This window comes from uncultured Brachyspira sp. (assembly GCF_944393015.1).
In the GTDB taxonomy this organism is placed as follows: domain Bacteria; phylum Spirochaetota; class Brachyspiria; order Brachyspirales; family Brachyspiraceae; genus Brachyspira.
This window is the reverse complement of record NZ_CALXYQ010000002.1, coordinates 18,903-36,136: the sequence shown is the minus strand read 5'-3', so window position 1 is coordinate 36,136 and position 17,234 is coordinate 18,903. Positions and strand designations below refer to the sequence as shown.

Annotated in this window: 16 protein-coding genes and 3 pseudogenes; 5 read left to right on the top strand and 14 right to left on the bottom strand. The window is 26.8% G+C overall.

All coding sequences use genetic code 11. From position 1 onward, the window contains the following. Window positions 1-2 precede the first annotated feature (2 nt). From Q0K19_RS01050 to Q0K19_RS01035, 4 genes and pseudogenes are all read right to left on the bottom strand, one after another. Window positions 3-880 (bottom strand): annotated as a pseudogene (locus Q0K19_RS01050) (Rpn family recombination-promoting nuclease/putative transposase). A 65-nt stretch (window positions 881-945) separates the two neighbouring features. Continuing rightward, the gene (eis, locus tag Q0K19_RS01045; protein WP_297244793.1) at window positions 946-2,226 is read right to left on the bottom strand and encodes a GNAT family N-acetyltransferase; all 1,281 of its coding nucleotides are present in this window, start codon (window positions 2,224-2,226) and stop codon (window positions 946-948) included. Between the two features lie 95 nt (window positions 2,227-2,321). After that, complete coding sequence (locus Q0K19_RS01040; RefSeq protein WP_297244792.1) at window positions 2,322-3,152, bottom strand: PD-(D/E)XK nuclease family protein; 831 nt, start codon at window positions 3,150-3,152, stop codon at window positions 2,322-2,324. Between the two features lie 43 nt (window positions 3,153-3,195). Continuing rightward, window positions 3,196-4,065, bottom strand: coding sequence for an ankyrin repeat domain-containing protein (locus Q0K19_RS01035; protein ID WP_297244791.1), 870 nt, complete (start codon window positions 4,063-4,065; stop codon window positions 3,196-3,198). A gap of 227 nt (window positions 4,066-4,292) precedes the next feature. Here Q0K19_RS01035 and Q0K19_RS01030 point away from each other — a divergent pair, with 227 nt between their 5' ends. Both Q0K19_RS01030 and proB read left to right on the top strand, forming a co-directional pair. Continuing rightward, entirely contained in the window at window positions 4,293-5,540 is a 1,248-nt protein-coding gene (locus tag Q0K19_RS01030) for a hypothetical protein (RefSeq protein ID WP_297244908.1), read from the top strand. Between the two features lie 64 nt (window positions 5,541-5,604). Beyond that, window positions 5,605-6,750 (top strand): glutamate 5-kinase, encoded by a 1,146-nt coding sequence (gene proB / locus Q0K19_RS01025; protein WP_297244790.1) that lies wholly within the window; start codon window positions 5,605-5,607, stop codon window positions 6,748-6,750. On the opposite strand, the gene Q0K19_RS01020 is transcribed toward proB, so the two are convergent. From Q0K19_RS01020 to Q0K19_RS00990, 7 genes and pseudogenes are all read right to left on the bottom strand, one after another. Further along, window positions 6,745-7,746 (bottom strand): DUF4931 domain-containing protein, encoded by a 1,002-nt coding sequence (locus tag Q0K19_RS01020; RefSeq protein WP_297244789.1) that lies wholly within the window; start codon window positions 7,744-7,746, stop codon window positions 6,745-6,747. The two genes, proB and Q0K19_RS01020, sit on opposite strands and share 6 nt — an antisense overlap. 8 nt (window positions 7,747-7,754) lie before the next feature. Continuing rightward, window positions 7,755-8,117 (bottom strand): response regulator, encoded by a 363-nt coding sequence (locus Q0K19_RS01015; RefSeq protein WP_012670232.1) that lies wholly within the window; start codon window positions 8,115-8,117, stop codon window positions 7,755-7,757. A 138-nt stretch (window positions 8,118-8,255) separates the two neighbouring features. Beyond that, window positions 8,256-9,047 (bottom strand): pyrroline-5-carboxylate reductase, encoded by a 792-nt coding sequence (gene proC, locus Q0K19_RS01010; protein ID WP_297244788.1) that lies wholly within the window; start codon window positions 9,045-9,047, stop codon window positions 8,256-8,258. Window positions 9,048-9,442: 395 nt separating this feature from the next. Further along, window positions 9,443-9,646, bottom strand: coding sequence for a hypothetical protein (locus tag Q0K19_RS01005; protein WP_297244787.1), 204 nt, complete (start codon window positions 9,644-9,646; stop codon window positions 9,443-9,445). 135 nt (window positions 9,647-9,781) lie between these two features. Then, window positions 9,782-10,075, bottom strand: a pseudogene (locus Q0K19_RS01000) (hypothetical protein); the annotation flags it as partial. Between the two features lie 125 nt (window positions 10,076-10,200). Continuing rightward, window positions 10,201-10,584, bottom strand: a pseudogene (locus Q0K19_RS00995) (Rpn family recombination-promoting nuclease/putative transposase); the annotation flags it as partial. Between the two features lie 57 nt (window positions 10,585-10,641). Further along, on the bottom strand, window positions 10,642-11,532 hold the full coding sequence (locus Q0K19_RS00990; RefSeq protein WP_297244786.1) for a hypothetical protein: 891 nt from the start codon (window positions 11,530-11,532) through the stop codon (window positions 10,642-10,644). Window positions 11,533-11,669: 137 nt separating this feature from the next. Here Q0K19_RS00990 and Q0K19_RS00985 point away from each other — a divergent pair, with 137 nt between their 5' ends. The 3 genes from Q0K19_RS00985 to Q0K19_RS00975 all read left to right on the top strand — a co-directional run bounded on the left by Q0K19_RS00985 (window position 11,670) and on the right by Q0K19_RS00975 (window position 14,344). Then, the gene (locus tag Q0K19_RS00985) at window positions 11,670-12,905 is read left to right on the top strand and encodes a peptidase U32 family protein (RefSeq protein ID WP_297244785.1); all 1,236 of its coding nucleotides are present in this window, start codon (window positions 11,670-11,672) and stop codon (window positions 12,903-12,905) included. Window positions 12,906-12,925: 20 nt separating this feature from the next. Further along, window positions 12,926-13,345 (top strand): Holliday junction resolvase RuvX, encoded by a 420-nt coding sequence (ruvX, locus tag Q0K19_RS00980; protein ID WP_297244784.1) that lies wholly within the window; start codon window positions 12,926-12,928, stop codon window positions 13,343-13,345. A gap of 72 nt (window positions 13,346-13,417) precedes the next feature. Beyond that, window positions 13,418-14,344 carry a DUF4340 domain-containing protein gene (locus Q0K19_RS00975; protein WP_297244783.1) on the top strand — a complete coding sequence of 309 codons (927 nt, stop codon included), beginning with the start codon at window positions 13,418-13,420 and terminating at the stop codon, window positions 14,342-14,344. An 83-nt stretch (window positions 14,345-14,427) separates the two neighbouring features. On the opposite strand, the gene lptB is transcribed toward Q0K19_RS00975, so the two are convergent. The 3 genes from lptB to Q0K19_RS00960 all read right to left on the bottom strand — a co-directional run bounded on the left by lptB (window position 14,428) and on the right by Q0K19_RS00960 (window position 17,234). Beyond that, window positions 14,428-15,264, bottom strand: coding sequence for an LPS export ABC transporter ATP-binding protein (gene lptB / locus Q0K19_RS00970; RefSeq protein ID WP_297244782.1), 837 nt, complete (start codon window positions 15,262-15,264; stop codon window positions 14,428-14,430). A 35-nt stretch (window positions 15,265-15,299) separates the two neighbouring features. Then, window positions 15,300-15,842, bottom strand: coding sequence for a ferritin (locus Q0K19_RS00965; RefSeq protein WP_297244781.1), 543 nt, complete (start codon window positions 15,840-15,842; stop codon window positions 15,300-15,302). A 549-nt stretch (window positions 15,843-16,391) separates the two neighbouring features. Continuing rightward, complete coding sequence (locus Q0K19_RS00960; protein WP_297244780.1) at window positions 16,392-17,234, bottom strand: leucine-rich repeat domain-containing protein; 843 nt, start codon at window positions 17,232-17,234, stop codon at window positions 16,392-16,394.

The window sequence follows — 17,234 nt, the reverse complement described above, 5'->3', positions numbered from 1 at the left end:
TATTAAAGTTTCTCTATTTCCTCTATAGTTAATCCTGTATTTTCACTTATAAATTTCTTATCTAAACCTGATTTTTTAAGACTTTTAGCTATAGATATGGCTTTATTTTTTTCTCCTTGTTCAATACCCTGTTCAATACCTCGTTCAATACCCTCTTTTATACCTTCTTCTTTTCCTAATCTTCTTTCTTCATCAAGCATTATTTGATTACCGTATAGATATGCTTCTTTCTTCTCATATTCCATCATCATCAATTTACTTTTTACAAAATTATTATATTTCTTTTGTACTTCTTCCATTATAGGTTTTTCTTCTACTATTTCAGACATAATTTCCTCCCTACTAGCTGTAGCACCGACCCGCACCGTATTTCAAAATATTATAGATAGTCTTCTATAGGTGCGGCTGAATACATTTCATTACACCATAAATTTATTTTATTACTAATTATACTATAAGTATTATCTAAATTGAGTAAATTAATACTTATTACAGGAGTTAATTCATCATATCTTTCACCATGCTTTAATAGCTTACTGTAATTAGCTGCCCAATAATAAAGTATTCTCTCTGGAAATCTTGAATTACCTTGTAATTGTATTTCTATAATAACTACTGATCCGTTTTGTGTAATACACTTTACATCAACAATAGTTTCTTTTAAATTTTTATTTTTCTTTAAATTAAGGCGACTGCCCGCCTTCGGCGAAGGGGTAAGTATTTCAACAGAGCGGAAAGTCTTCATATTAGCATTAATCATTATAGAATTGATAAAGTCCAAAAGTATAGACTCACTGCTTCCCTTATCTGTGAAAAGATATCGTATAAAATAATCGTTTAAAGGATTAAAAGTTTTTACAGCATTTAAATTTCTTTTCATAAATATATTATACTGAAAATCATAAAGTTTGTCAAAATAAATTCATTTGTATACAAAAATCTAAATCAAAAATAATCAGAAAAATAAACCTGCTCTTTAGGGATAATAGATTCTAATAAATTTATTCCTTTTATGCTTGATTCTATTCTTCCGATTCTATACAGATAAGAAGGAGATTTATAACTCATAAGCATTGTTGTAAGAGTCTGAATATTCATTCTTATGATATATCTGTCTTTACCGTTTCTTTTATATTCTTTATTGAGTCTTTTACAAACTGTATTTTTATTCTCGTCCCAATAAATTAAAAAACTTCCATTATTCCATTTAGCCATATTATCTTTTATTATTAAATTTATTTTTTTATTTTTAGGCTTTCTTAAAAATGGATAATCATTGATGAATCCTTTAACATCTGTAATCCTTGCCATTATATAAGGTCTTATAGTTTCTTTTATTTCGCTGTCTTCAAGTAAAAATGCAATAGGTTCATTGGTATAATTATAACCATGAACTTTATCCACCATAGAGAAATGTGCCGATATATAATTCCAAAGCCCAAGTCTAGCCTCAAAATTAAGATAAACAATTTCTTTTATATGAAAAATATCATTTTCTATCACATAAACTAAAAAACCTTTAGCCTCCTCTTTTTCATTATAATATATGGCAACTATAGTATCATCTACATCCCATCTCCAATACTCTTCCCATTCTAAATCGCCCCTGATTAAAGCACCATGCCTTATATGTGAAAATTTATTATAAAGCTCTATTAAATCCTCATTGTCGGAAGCAACTCTCTCTACCCTGCCCTTATTAGTTATAGTTTTTGGAAGCTGAGTGTCTTTTATTTCAAAACTCATTTTATCAGAAATAATTTCCCAGCCTTTTCTTCTATAGAATGGTATTGAATAAGGATATAGTACAGATATAGTCTGACCTTCCTTTTTCATGTTCTCAATACTCTTTATCATCAAATCATTCATAAGTCCAAGATTAGAATATTCAGGATAAGTAGCAACACCAGTAATACCAGCCATTTTATATATAACGCCATGTATATTCATTCTCATAGGATAAACAGCTATTTGAGAAGCTAACTTTTCACCGTCAAACCAGCCTAAAACTTTAGCCTTACTTAATACAGCAGATTTAGCCTGTTTTATTTCATCTATCTCATAACCAAGATTTATAAGTTCATTATTGCTCACTTGAAATGCATATCTTAATAAATTATTAAAATCATCTAAATCTTCTAATGTTAAATATCTTATTCTAAATTTATTTTTCTTTTTCTTTATTATACTTTCTTTAGAATCTTCTTTATTATGATGAGTGCTCATAAAATTTTACCTATATTTTACATAATACATAGTTAATATAATAAAAATATTTATAATTGTCAATTTGTGAAATTATGAAGGTAAATGCAATACAATCAATTATTATTAGAATTTTCTATATTGGCCATAAATAATTCATCTGAAGGAAGAACTAAATTTTCAATATTATCTTCTTTACCCTGACATAATTTGAAAAAATCACAAAACTCACAATGCCTTCCAACCTTTTTATCAAAAGCTCTGTCATACCTTATATCATCAACTATTTCATCAAACCATTCTCTTAAATAATTAATCGATTCAGGAGTAAATTCTATAGTATCTAATTTATCATCTTCAAAATGATAATAAGAACCGCTTGTAACCTTACATTTAAGCCCATCCAATATACAAGCATATAATTTTAACTGTATGGTTTTTCTATCTCTCTCCTCATTATCTTCACCAACATCATAATACTTTGTGGTTTTATAATCTACAATCTGTAATGTCCCGTCAGCAGATAAATCTATTCTGTCTATTCTTCCAAATAAAATATAATCTCTAACTCTATTTTCCATATAGCTTTCTATCTTGTAAGGTACTTTCTGTCCGAATGAATTAAAAAAATTTGAAAGCATATAAAGACCTCTTTCACCAAGTTCTTTTTCTTCTTCCCTACTATTAAAAAAGGCCCTTATACCGCTTCTTTTCCATACATTTCTAAAAATATTATATAGATTCTCTAAACTTCTTTCCTCTGCTCTCTGCTCATAAAATTCTTTACAAGCCAAATGTATAGCATTACCAAAAATAAAGTAAACATTAACACTTCTCTTTTGCTTTTTAAAAGGCTTTTCTATATAAGTATATCTATACTTTCTAGGACAAAGCAAATATGTAGACATGCTGTATTCACTAAATCTCTGTAATTTTTTAGCTTCCATAAATTAAAATTATTATTAAACTATATATTAATAATATTTATTGTTATTTTTCTGTTGTATTATTTTCAGTTTCAGTAGTAGAAGTATATTTATTAAGTAATTCTTTTATATCAGTATCAGTAGTAATATCTACAGGTTTTTTTCCTTCTATATCAGCTATATTAGCATCTGCATTATTTTTCAAAAGTATCTCTACCGCTCTATAGCTATCAGAAGCTGCTGCAAAATGCAAAGCTGTCCAACCATCATCGTCTTGGAAATTAACATCTGCTTTAAATTTAAGCAATGCTGCTATAACTGTTACCTGATTATTCATAGAAGCCCACATTAAAGGAGTAGTTCCTGTATTATCTCCTACATTAACTATATCTATACCTGAACTTCTTGCAGCAGAAGAATCTAATATCACAGAAACAACATTAGCATTTCCTCTTGCTGAAGCAATATGCACAGCCATAGCATCATCTATACTATCTTTGGCAAGTACATCAGCACCATAACTTAAAAGCATATTTACTATATCTGCATATCCATAATACGAAGCAAGTAAAAGAGGTGTTTGACCATCAGCATACCATTTATTATCACCTTCCATTAATATTGTATCAACAGGAAGTACAGGATTCATATTAATCCATTTTTGAGATAATAATTCTTTTACTATAGCGGCATTATTAGATTTTACTGCCACATGCAATGCTGACCAGCCTTCCGAATTAGTTATATTAGCATCTGTTCCTTGTCCTAATAATTCTCTTACTTTTATAACATCCCCTTTTTCTATATAATCAAAAAATTCATTGTTGGAGTTGGTAAGTACATCATTTTGCAAATTTTCAGAATTTGTAGCATCTTGTGAATATAATATAAAACTGAATAAAAACAAACTAACCGAAACAAATATTTTTTTCATAAAAATACCCTCAACAATATTATATTTCTATAAATTATAGTATATATTTAAAAATATACAACAATTAATATAATAATTTTCATAATCTGATACTTGATATATTATCCCATATAAAATAATATATATAATATTTACAAAGGAGATTTTTTATGGATCAGTATAATAAAAAACACTACAAAAACTTAATTGGTAAAATTAAGTTTTTTTATTTCTTTATTTTTTGTATTATGTTAATTAATATAAATAATAAAGCATATTCACAAACTACAAATACTAACAATATAAAAAGATACGGACAATTATCTGCATCTTTAGAAATGGTAGCCTATGGAAGAATGAGTGATTTGATAGAACAGACAGGAAATGAAGACACATTAGGCGTTTTATTATATGGAGATTTACATTACATAAAAGAATATAAATATGCCTCAATAGAAGCTGCATTCAATGCGAGATTCTATGAACCATTATCACATAAAGCAAGATTTTATAAAGATATGTCCCCTCCTGTATTTGATTTCTCTAAAATGAATATATTTGTAAACTTTAAATATGTGGGTATAAGAGCAGGAGTTTTAGAACCATATACAAAAAATATACCTATGACATCATATTTTCCTACATTATTTTATTATCATACTGTAAGCAGTAATAAAGCTACAGTACTTTCAGGACCAAGAGATATGCCTATAGGATATGACAGCCAATTTATACCAAGATATGATACTGGTATAATGATAGAAGCCAATTTCTTTGGAGTATTTATAGGTGTAGGCATGGTTAATGGAGAAGAAGGACTTGATGCTAATTCATCTAAAGGTTTAATGGCTAAAGTGGCATACAGTAATGATTATATTAATACAGGAGTCGCAGGAGTTGTTACAGAAATAGGATCTATACCAATAAAAGAATGGGGAGATAGCGTTAATGCATTTTTCTATTTTAGAAACGGAAGAGATGGAAGATTCACTGTTGGTTTGGAGGGATTTTGGTTTAGACATGGAATAAGAAGATATAATGAATATTCTCCTGGTGAAGATAATACAAATCAGCATCATTATAATGGCGGATATTATACGGATTTTTCTGTACAAACTTTTAATGGAGAAAACCCATATTATGGTATGAGCGGATTCATATTTTTTGAAGCGAGAAGATTATGGAAATTTGATATAACTGCTCATTTTGGTATTCATGATAATAATATATATTCTGATGCTGAAGATATTTATCAGCTAAAATACAGGGCTTTTTTAAAAATAACATTTAATATAACTGATGATTTTAAAATAATGATTTCTGATACATTTACTTATGACCCTGTATACAAAAATAATTATCAATATTATGAATTAGAAAATAGAAATCAGGTAGGTGTTATTTCTTATAATGAAAAAAATGGACATTATACGGTAGATAACGACTTTTATTTAGGTATGAGCTTCAAATTCGGCGGAGTATGGGGAAATAAATAGACTATTTTAAAATAATTAAAAATTAAATCTTTATTTTTTTATTATATCGTTTATAATACTTTGCATGAAAAAAATAGATTTAAACAATATAAATAGAATAGTATTCAAATTTGGTACTAATGTTTTGAGAAATGATGAAGGATATATATCTTTAGCTAGAATATATTCATTTATAGAATCAATAGCAAAATTTCACAGAATGGGAAAGGAAGTTTTAATAGTTACTTCAGGAGCTGTTGGATTAGGTGCTAAAAAGATTAATGTAACAGATTTAGATGAAGTAGCTTTAAAACAGGCTTGTGCTGCTATAGGGCAATCTCAGCTTATGTCAATATATGAAGATGGATTTTCAAAATTTGATATAGTTACTGCCCAAATACTTCTAACAGAAGAGGATTTCTCAAATAGAAGAAGATATTTAAATTTGCATTCTACTTTAAGTATGCTTTTAAAATATAAAGTTATACCTATAATAAATGAAAATGATACAGTATCAAGCGATGAGCTTAAACAATTATATGATGTTACTCAGATAAGTTTTTCTGATAATGATAAACTTTCTGCATTGGTAGCAAGCGAATTGGATGCTGATTTACTTATAATACTTTCAGATATAAATGGGCTTTATGATGATAATCCTAAAACTAATCCTAATGCTAAATTTATACATGAAGTATTTGAAGTTACAAAAGAAATAGAAAATTTAGGTCTTGATGCTTCAAAAGGCGGAAGAGGCGGAATGAAAACAAAACTTCAGGCTGCTAAAATAGTTACAAGATCAGGATGTGCATTATTCATAGCTAATGGTAAAAGACCGAATGTTCTTAATGATATTTTTGAAACAAAAGAAAAAACAATATTTTATCCTGTAGAAAAAGATGATGAGCTTTCAACTAAAAAAAGATGGATTGCTTATGCCACAACTATAATAGGAAAATTAATGGTTAATGCCGGAGCTAAAAAGGCTGTTTTAGAAAAAGAATCAAGCCTTCTTCCTATAGGAATAACAAAGGTAATTAATACATTTAAAAAAGGTGATATAGTAAGTATTGCTGATGAAAATGGAACAGAATTTGCAAGAGGCATTATCAATTATAATTCTGATGATGTTCAAAAAATAATGGGACATCACTCTGATGATATACTTAAAATACTAGGTTATAAAAATTATGATGCCGTTATTACAAGAGATTATATAGTATTATTATAATGCATTTCTCAATTGCTCTGCTGCATCTTCAGGTTTAATAGAATTAATATATACCCCGCTTCCTAATTCATAGCCTGCTAGCTTACTCATTTTAGGCATTATATCCAAAAACCAATGGCTTGAATCCATATATAGTTTATCAAGTACAGGTAATAAAGTATGAAGAACGCTATTAAAGCTTATCTCCCCAAGAACTTTATATAACCTATCAAATACATTTTTTAATATACTAGCAAAGTCTAACATATTAACAGAAGATGTATGTATAATACTGCTTGAATGATTCTTAGGAATAACATATATTTGATAAGGAGATCTAGAAGCAAAAGGACAAAAAGCAAGAAAATTTTCATTCTCGCATATTATTCTTTCATTAATTCGCTTTTCTTCTTTTATGATATCGCAATATACACATCTATAATTCTCATCATAATATTCAAAAGAACCATAAATTTCATCCAACATTTGCATAGGTACAAAAGGAGTTGTTATTATTTGTGAATGCGAATGATAAAGACTTGCCCCTGCTTCCGGTCCAAAATTCTTAAAATACAGACTATACATCATATCTTCATTTTTTCCTAAATCTTTAAGTCTCATCATAACAGCTTTAAAAATATAGAAGAAATCTTCTGTTTGTGCATGATAAAAATTAAAGTAATGATTAGGATGCTCTATAATAACATCATGAAATCCCTTAGAACTAGTGGCATGAAAAAGTTCATTCTCTTTAGGCAATTCATTTTCATGAGTTTCAGATATTATAGGGTATTTGTTAGGTACGATTCTAACCTGCCAAATTTCTTCCTGTTCAGCGTAAACTGTATAAACAGGATCCGGAGTTTTCATTTCATGTCCTCTGCAAAACGGACAGCTGAGCTCAGAATTAGCAACCTGTCTTTCGGTGAAATTTACATAATCGCTAGGTCTTCCTGTTCTCTCAGATGAAATAATCACGGACTGTTTTGTTACAGGGTCTTTACGGATATGGGGCATAAAAAATATTAACCTATGAGTCTTTTTATCTTATCTTTAATCTCTGTAAGATTACCTGATTTCAATATATAACCGTCAGCATTCCAAACAGAAAATTCATGTCTGTAATTGTTATATGCTGTACATATTATGATAGGCAATTCTCTATGTTTTTCTCTAACCTTAGCCAAAAAATCCAAACCGTCCATTTTAGGCATTTTTATGTCTAATGTTATTAAATCAATATGGGGAGTACCTTTATCAAGCATTTCCAAAGCTTCCTCACCGCTATCTGTGGATACTACATCATATCCTTCATCTTTAAACTCTTCTTCAAAAAGAGTTCTAATGCTTTTTTCATCATCTAAAACTAAAATTGTTTTCTTAGGCATAATGTTCTCCAAGTGTCTTATACTCATATTATAATAATTGAGTCAAAAAAGTCAAATAGAATTTTTTGTTTTGATTATTACAATCTTATCTTTTACGAATAAATAATTATAAAAAAGCAGTATTTTATACTACAATTTTTACTTTTTTTCGCTTTCTATAGATTTATTATAGCTTGCAATAACGCTTTCTATAATACCGCTTCTAAGTCCTTTTTCCTCCAAAACTTCCACTCCTTTTATAGTAAGTCCTCCGGGAGTACATACGCCATCCTTTAATTGTGCAGGATGTTTACCTGATTCCAATACCATAGCACCAGTTCCTTTAAAAACCTGTGCTGCCATTTCTATAGATGTTTTTCTGTCTATTCCCATAAGAACACCGGCATCGCTCATAGCCTCTATTAATATATACATAAATGCAGGAGAACATCCAGCCATAGCATTATATGCATGTATTTGTTCTTCTTTGATTACCTTAACCATTCCTACTCTCTTTAACAATTCAACAACACCATTCTCAACAACTTTATTTTCTGTTTCTACAACTGATATAAAACCATTGCAAGTTTTAACAGGTGTATTAGGCATTATTCTCACTATTCTGCTTCCGCTGAAATATCTTGATAAATCCTTTTTTGACACGGAAGCTGCCACGCTTATAATAGTAGCACCAACTTTAATAGATGATGATATCTCTGCGGCAATAGCAGGAATCATATAAGGCTTAACTGCCAAAAATAAAACATCTGACTCACTAGCCGCTTTTCTATTATCAGTATAAACTTTTATTCCAAGATTCTTCTCAAGATAATCTTTTTTCTCCATAGTTTTTACGCTTGCTACAATATTCGTATACTCTATTCCGGATTTTATAAAGCCTTCTATTAAAGCTCCCCCCATAGCACCGGCACCAATGAATCCTATTATCATATTAACTCCTTTTCATATAAAAAATTCAAAATCATATATAAAATAATACCAAAATATTCAAAAATGTAAAAATAATCTTTCATTAAAAATTATCTATTTATCACTAAAATACTTTTTTCCTAATTGCCATAAATACATATCTATTTCTTTAAAAGTATAATTATCTAATTCATAATTTTTTATAAATTGTGTAATTATATTTTTAAATTTACAATATTCTTTTAAATCATCATTTTTAAATTTATAAAAATTATCTTCTCTTCTAAAATATCTAAGTATAACATCAACATATTTATCATATATTGGATAATATTCAGGTTTATGATGAGAACAATATTTAGTGGCAAATGAATAAAAATTTCTTTCTTTTTCTTCATTATCTTTATTTATAATTTTTACTTTTTTATATCATCTACTAAACTTACATCTCCTTTATTTAATCTTTCATCTATAGAAGGTTTATTATGATTTAAACTTTCTATATGTTTAGCAACATCAAAAATCTTAAATATATTTGTACTATAAAAATCATTTAAAGTAGCTGCCTTTATTAATATACTACTTATATCTTTATTATTAGGGCATAATTCAAAAAACAATTTATTTAAAGCTTTTTCCTGATAATCATAATTCTCTAAACTATGCCATTTTTTAAATAAGATTCAACCTCTTCAATTGATGGTTTTGGTATATTATTAACATCTTCTAATTTTTTCATTTGTATAAAAAATCAATTATAATGATTTGATATCATCTATGCTCAAACCTGTAAGTTCACTTATAAGTTCAATATCCATATTTTTATTTTTCATATTTTTTGCTAATGAATATTTTTCTTGTTCTATACCTTATTTTATCCCTAATTTTCTTTCTTCTTCTAACATAATTTGATTACCATATAAATATGTCTGTCTTTTATCATATTCATTCATCATTAGTCTATCTTTTATAAAATTATTATATTTCTTCTGTACTTCTTCCATTATTGGTTTTTCTTTTACTATTTCAGACATAATAACCTCCCTACTAGCTGTAGCACCGACCCGCACCGTATTTCAAAATATTATAGATAGTCTTCTATAGGTGCGGCTGAATACATTTCATTACACCATAAATTTATTTTATTACTAATTATACTATAAGTATTATATAAATTGAGTAAATTAATACTTATTACAGGAGTGAGAACATCATATTTTTCACCCTGTTTTAATAGTTTGCTATAATTAGAAGCCCAATAATATAATATACGTTCTGGAAATCTTGAATTACCCTGTAATTGTATCTCTATTATTACAACTGAACCATTATGAGTTATGCATTTTACATCAACAATAGTTTCTTTATCTTGATAACTTTCTTTATAATTAAATGGTGTTAAAATTTCTAAAGATCTGAAAGTTTTCATATTTGAGTCAATCATTATTGAATTAATAAAATCCAATAATATAATTTCACTTCCTTTATCAGAAAAAAGATATCTAACAAAATAATCATTTAATGTATTAAAATATTTCAAATCTTTATAATCACACATAATAAATATTATAATAAAAAATACATAAATTGTCAAAATATACAAAACATAAAATTTCTAAATAGAATTGAGTTTATTTATAGCTTCTTCTATAGACTCTATTTTAGAATCGTATTTATTAATATTTTCTAATCTGTTTATACCATTACAAGCCTGCCATAGAGAAATTAAAGCTACATAATCCTCGGCTTTATTTTTTATATTATAATTATCGAAATTGCACATTATATCAGATAATACATGTTCAAAATCCATTATAACAGATTCATATATCTTTTCAGCCTTTTCAAAATCTTGTATATCTTCAAAGCATAAAGCTGTTTTTATTAAATCAGGTCCAACCAAGCCTTTATAATCAGACATTACATTGCAGGTTATATAGCTTTTATAATACATAATATCTGCCTTATTTTTTAAATCTCCATATATACCGTAAAAATCACTAAATACATCAAATATATATCTGTATATAGAAGAAGTTATATATATACTTAATTTATCAGCTAAATTTGCATTTTTAAAATTAAGTACAATATTGCTAGTTATAACCAATATAAACTCATGCATCTTATTTAATAAAATATTAAGTTCTTCTTTCAATCCTCCGAAATATAATGCATATATAAATCTCACAAAATCTCCATATAACAAAGCATTATTCACAGTCAAATCAAAATTTATATTATCTATACTGCTTATATTTTTATTATTAATCAATTCTTTTATAACTCTTAAAACACTTCCGTCATCTTCATAATAAAAATTATAATTATTAGAAACGAATAATCCTATGGCCTGTAATTTACGTTTAGATGAAAAATCTTTTACATATGAATCTAATACCGATTTAGCTAAAAAGATATTACCAGATGATAATGGCTTTAATATATCGGCATATTCACCATTGAATAATTTTTCTTTTAATTGTATTAATTCTTCTTCATTCATAATTTACCCCTATATTTACAATATATATTATACTATATATTTGTAAATAATTATATAACAATAAAAAAAATTAAATATATACTTTTTATTCATTTTGATATAAAATAAACCGCATTAAAAACTAATAGGATATAAAAATGGAACTTTTAGCACCTGCTGGAAATAAAGAAAAATTAGAAGTAGCATACCATTACGGAGCTGATGCTGCATATATAGGCGGAGCATTATTTAATTTAAGACATCAAAGTAAAAATACAACTATAGATGAACTTGCTGAATGTGCTCAATTAGCTAAAAACTTAAATAAAAAAATGTATTTAACTTTAAATGCATTTCTTCATGAATATGATAAAAATAATTTAAAAGCATATTTAAAAGAAATACAGAATCTAAATATAGATGCATTCATAGTTTCTGATTTAGGAGTACTTGGAATAGTTAAAGAAACAATACCTGAAGCAACTATTCATATAAGCACTCAGGCTTCTGTTACAAATAGTTATTCATGCAAAATGTATGAAAGTTTAGGAGCGAGCAGAATAATATTAGCTAGAGAACTTTCTTTAGATGAAATAAAAGAGATTAGAGCGAATACTGATTTAGAATTAGAAAGTTTTGTGCATGGTGCTGTATGTATGTCTTATTCAGGAAGATGTTTATTATCAAATTTCTTAAACAATAGAGATGCTAACGGAGGAGAATGCTCTCAGGTTTGCAGATGGAATTTCAAAACATATATAGAAGAAAAAACAAGACCTGGAGAGTTCATGGAAATTGAAGAAGGAGAAAATCACACTACAATATTAAGCAGCAGAGATTTACAAATGGCTGAATATCTTCATTTACTTCAGAAAGCTGGTATTGATTCTATAAAGATAGAAGGAAGAATGAAAAGCGTATATTATGTGGCTAATACTGTAAGAGTTTATAGAATATTATTAGATTTACTTGACAGAATCGGTTATGATTCATATCCTGAAGCTATAAAAAAAGAGCCTATAGCAAGTTATTTGAAAGAGCTTGATACTATAAGCAGAAGAGAAAGCGATACAGGATTCTATTTCGGAAGAGATAATATAAAACCTACACTAAAAGGATATTTAAAAGGCAGAAGACTTATGGGTATGATATCAGATGACAGCGAGGAATATGCTAAAATTACAGTATACAACACTATAAAAAACGGTGATGATTTAGTGTATATAGGAAAAGATTTTATAAAGCATAATGATAACAGATTTAAACTATTTATAAAAACAGAAGAAAATGAATTTGTAGAAGTGGATAATATTAGAAACATAGATAATGCCTATATAAAATCAGGAGTACATGATTTCAAAAAATACGATATTATTACTGTAGAAGAAAATTAATAAAATAAGAAGATTAAATTATGGTATTAGGTGTTGACTTCGGAAGAAAAAAAACAGGCACTGCTTTTATGGATATGGATATAAAAATTCCTTTTCCATGCAGGCTCATAGAAGAAAGCAATGCTAGAAAAGTAAAACGTGCTTTGATGGATATAATAGAAGAAAAAAATATTGATACTGTTGTTTTTGGTTTGCCTTTATCCGATGAAGGAAAAGAAAGCGAATGGTGTGCTGAAATAAGAAGATTTTCCGAGTTTCTTCTAAAAAGTGTAAAAGTTAATATTGTATTTGTTGATGAATACGGCACTTCAAAAGAGGCTGACTTTATATTAAGAGGAAAAAAGAAAAAAGTAAAAAATAAAGCTAATGATTTAATAGCAGCAACTTTGATATTAGAAAATTATTTGAATGTTCTTAATATGAATAATAGAAATCAATAATATAACTATTTACTATTTTTATGATTAAATAGTTATATATATTAATAAAAACTATAAAAAGGTAATAAAAATATGAATAATAATATAACTAAAAAATATATAACATTATCATCTATAATTGTAATTTTGATAATAATATTAATTGCAATAACTTTTATGAAAAACAGAGGATATTCATTGCCTGAATTGAAAAAAATAAATTCAAATATATCTGAAATAACTATAAAAAGAGGGGCAAATGAAACTATACAAATAAAATATAATGATAATAAATGGACTGTAAATGATAAATATAATGCTGATGATAATTTAGTAACTTCAATTACAAATGCATTAAGCACTATACAGCCTATAGAAATAGTTTCAAGAGGAGATGATAACAGCATATCAAAATATAAATTAACAGATGAAGAAGCATTAACAGTTGTGGCATTGGACAGCTCTTCAAAAGAAGTAAGAAATATAAAATTCGGTATGAAATCAACTTTTGGAAATAGCGTATATTCTAAAATAAATAACGACAATAATATATATCTTCTTGGAAACACTCCTACAAATCCTAAAGATATATTCGATAAAACAGAAAATGATCTTATAAACAAAACTATATCTCAAGTACGCAATGATGATATAGCACAAATCACTATAGAATACAATAATAATTCATATATATTATCAAAAAATACTAATGACACTAATAATACTTGGATAAAAAATTGGAATAATAACACTGTAAAAGGAAATGATGTTTATACAAGCATATTCACTTTGGCCAATTTAAATGCTGACGGATTAATAACTAATGACAGCACAAGCAAAAATGCTTCATTATATAAAATCAATATACAGGCTTTGAATGGAAATATATCTTATGAAGTATTAAATAAACTTGATGACAATAATTATGAGATAGTAAACCCTAATGATAATAACAGATACTATATGACAGAAAGTTCATTTAATACATTTTTAGAAGCTGTTAATTATATAATTAATTGATCATATTATAATTGAAAATAAATAATAAAAGGAGCTTTAATAAGCTCCTTTTTTAATACCAAATAATTCTAATAAAAAAATAATTACATAGTGAAAGATTCGCCCAAATAAACTTTACGTGCTAATGGGTTATTAATTATTTCTTCAGGTGTACCTTTTACCAATATTTGTCCGTTACCCATTATATATGCTCTGTCTGTGATTCTTAAAGTTTCGCGTACATTATGGTCTGTAATTAGTATTCCTAGTCCTTTTTCTTTTAAAGAGGCTATAATATTCTGTATATCTATAACGGCAATAGGGTCAACTCCGGCAAAAGGTTCATCTAATAATATAAATTTTGGATTGACAGTCAATGCCCTTGCTATTTCACATCTTCTTCTCTCACCGCCGGAAAGAGTATAGCCTTTTTGTTTTCTTACATGGTTAATATTAAATTCATTAAGAAGCATATCTGTTATATCCATTCTTTGCTTTGAAGATAATGATTTATTATATTCTAATATGCTAAGAAGATTATCCTCAACAGACATCTTACGGAATATAGAAGCCTCCTGAGGTAAATATCCTATTCCCAAAGTAGCTCTTTGATGCATATGAAGTTTTGTTATATCAAGATCATTAAGATATACATTTCCAGCAGTAGCAGTAACAAATCCTACAGTAATATAGAAACTAGTTGTCTTTCCTGCCCCATTAGGTCCTAAAAGCCCAACAACTTCACCCTGTTTTACATTATAAGAAATATCACCTATTATTTTTCTCTTTCCATAATATTTTGTAAGATTAACAGCACGAATCTCATAAGGATTTGATTTATCATAATTAAAGAAATTTTCAGCCGTTATTGGCTCATTATTAGAGGGCATAAAATTTGTATCATCTTTTTTTTTGAAAATATTAAGAAATTTACTAAACATATACCCTCTCTTTATTTATTATTATTTATTTTTTATTATTGTACATTTATATCTAGTCCGCCTGAATGCTTTTCAGTATTTAAAGTATTCATAGCCTTATCAAATGTATAAAGGTTTCTTCCTTCTAAATTACCGCCGCCAAGCATTTTAATTTTTTCAATAATATCATTGAATAATTCTTCTTCTTCAAGCTGTTCTTGTATAAACCAATCTAAGAACCTAGATGTAATATAATCTTTGTTCTCCATAGCTTTTCCAACTAATTCATTTATGCATGAAGTTACATACTCTTCATGTTTTAATATAGTTTCAAATAAATGCTCTACTGAATTAAAATCGCTTTGAGGAGCCTGCATTTCGCTTATAACAGCCTGTCCGCCTACTTTATTTATGAAATCTCTAAATTTCTCAAAATGCTCTAATTCTTCTTTATAGTGTCCGTATAAAAAGCTGCTGCATCCTTTCAAACTTTTTTTATCGCACCAGCCTGCCATATTAAAATAAAGGCTAGCAGAATATAATTCTTTATTCAACTGAATATTTAATAATTTAATAGTATCCTCTTTTATTATAGACATAATAAACTCCTTTTTAATATTTTATAACCTTTAACTATTCTATAATATGTTTTAAAATTATCAATAAAAAAAATATTATATTTTCATAAAACTACTCGCCGGTACGAGCTGTACCACCTTCCCACACCGTATATCTTAATATTTCGGATAGTCCGCTGTAGGTGCGGCTGATTACTTTTTATTATACAATATAAAAAGCTATAATATTATATAACTAATTATAGAAATGAAATATATTAATATTATAATTACCTTGTACAAGCTATTACCGCAGGTACGCTTCGCGATGGGCGACCCGCACGGTATTGCTTATTCTTATCAAACGCCCTATGTAAGTGCGGCACCGTACCTTTAATTATACAGTGAATTATAATAATAAAAGCTAAAAAATATTATAATACAATCCCATAAATAAAAGGCAAACAAATACTGCTTATTAAAAATAATTATTCTTAACATATTCATTTTTAAGTTTCTATTTATAAAATATAAAATCGATATGATTAAATAACTTTATTAGAGATTTTATAATAAAAATTATTAAATTATTTATTTATCATAATTATTATCAAAAATATTTTTATTTTTTATTTTAGTATCTATAAGAATTAATTTTTTTAAGTTTTTTAATTCAGGAAGTTTTTTTATAGAACTTGAAAGAATATGTAATTCTTCTAAATTTTTTAATTTGCAAATAGAATCAGATATTTCTTTTAAATTATTAGAACCTATTAAAAATATTTGCAAATTTGTTAAATCAAATAATTCTTCAGGAAAAGTTTTATATTTATTATAGCTTATATTTAAATATTTAAGTTTTTTTAAATAAGAAATTTCTTTAGGTATAATTTCTATATTGTTATTAGATAAATCAAGAGCTTCCATATTTTTTAAATTTGAAATTTTTAAATCAATATTAGTAATTTTATTTGCACTTAAATCTAAATTTTTCATATTATCTAAATAAAAAATTTCTTCCTGAATATCATTTAAATTATTTCCGCTTATATTAAGAACTTCTAATTTTTTAAGATTTATAATTTCTCTTGATATACTGCTTATTTTATTCTCATAAATATTAAAGATTTTCAAGTTTTTCAAATTTGATATTCTATCGTCAATAAAACTAACATTATTTCCTGATAAATTTATTTCTTCAAGATTTTCCAAACTATAAATAAAATTCGGTATTTCATCAAAACCATTATACATAAACCAAATTCTTTTTAATGATTTTAATTTAGAAATTTCATCTAAAAATAAATTACAAGGCAAATCATACAAATCAAGCTCTTGAATATTTTCTAATTCTTTTTTACTTCTTGGAAAATTTTGTATTTCTAAATCCGAAGCCCAAGAAATAATTTTATTAAAATCTTTATCTGACAGCAT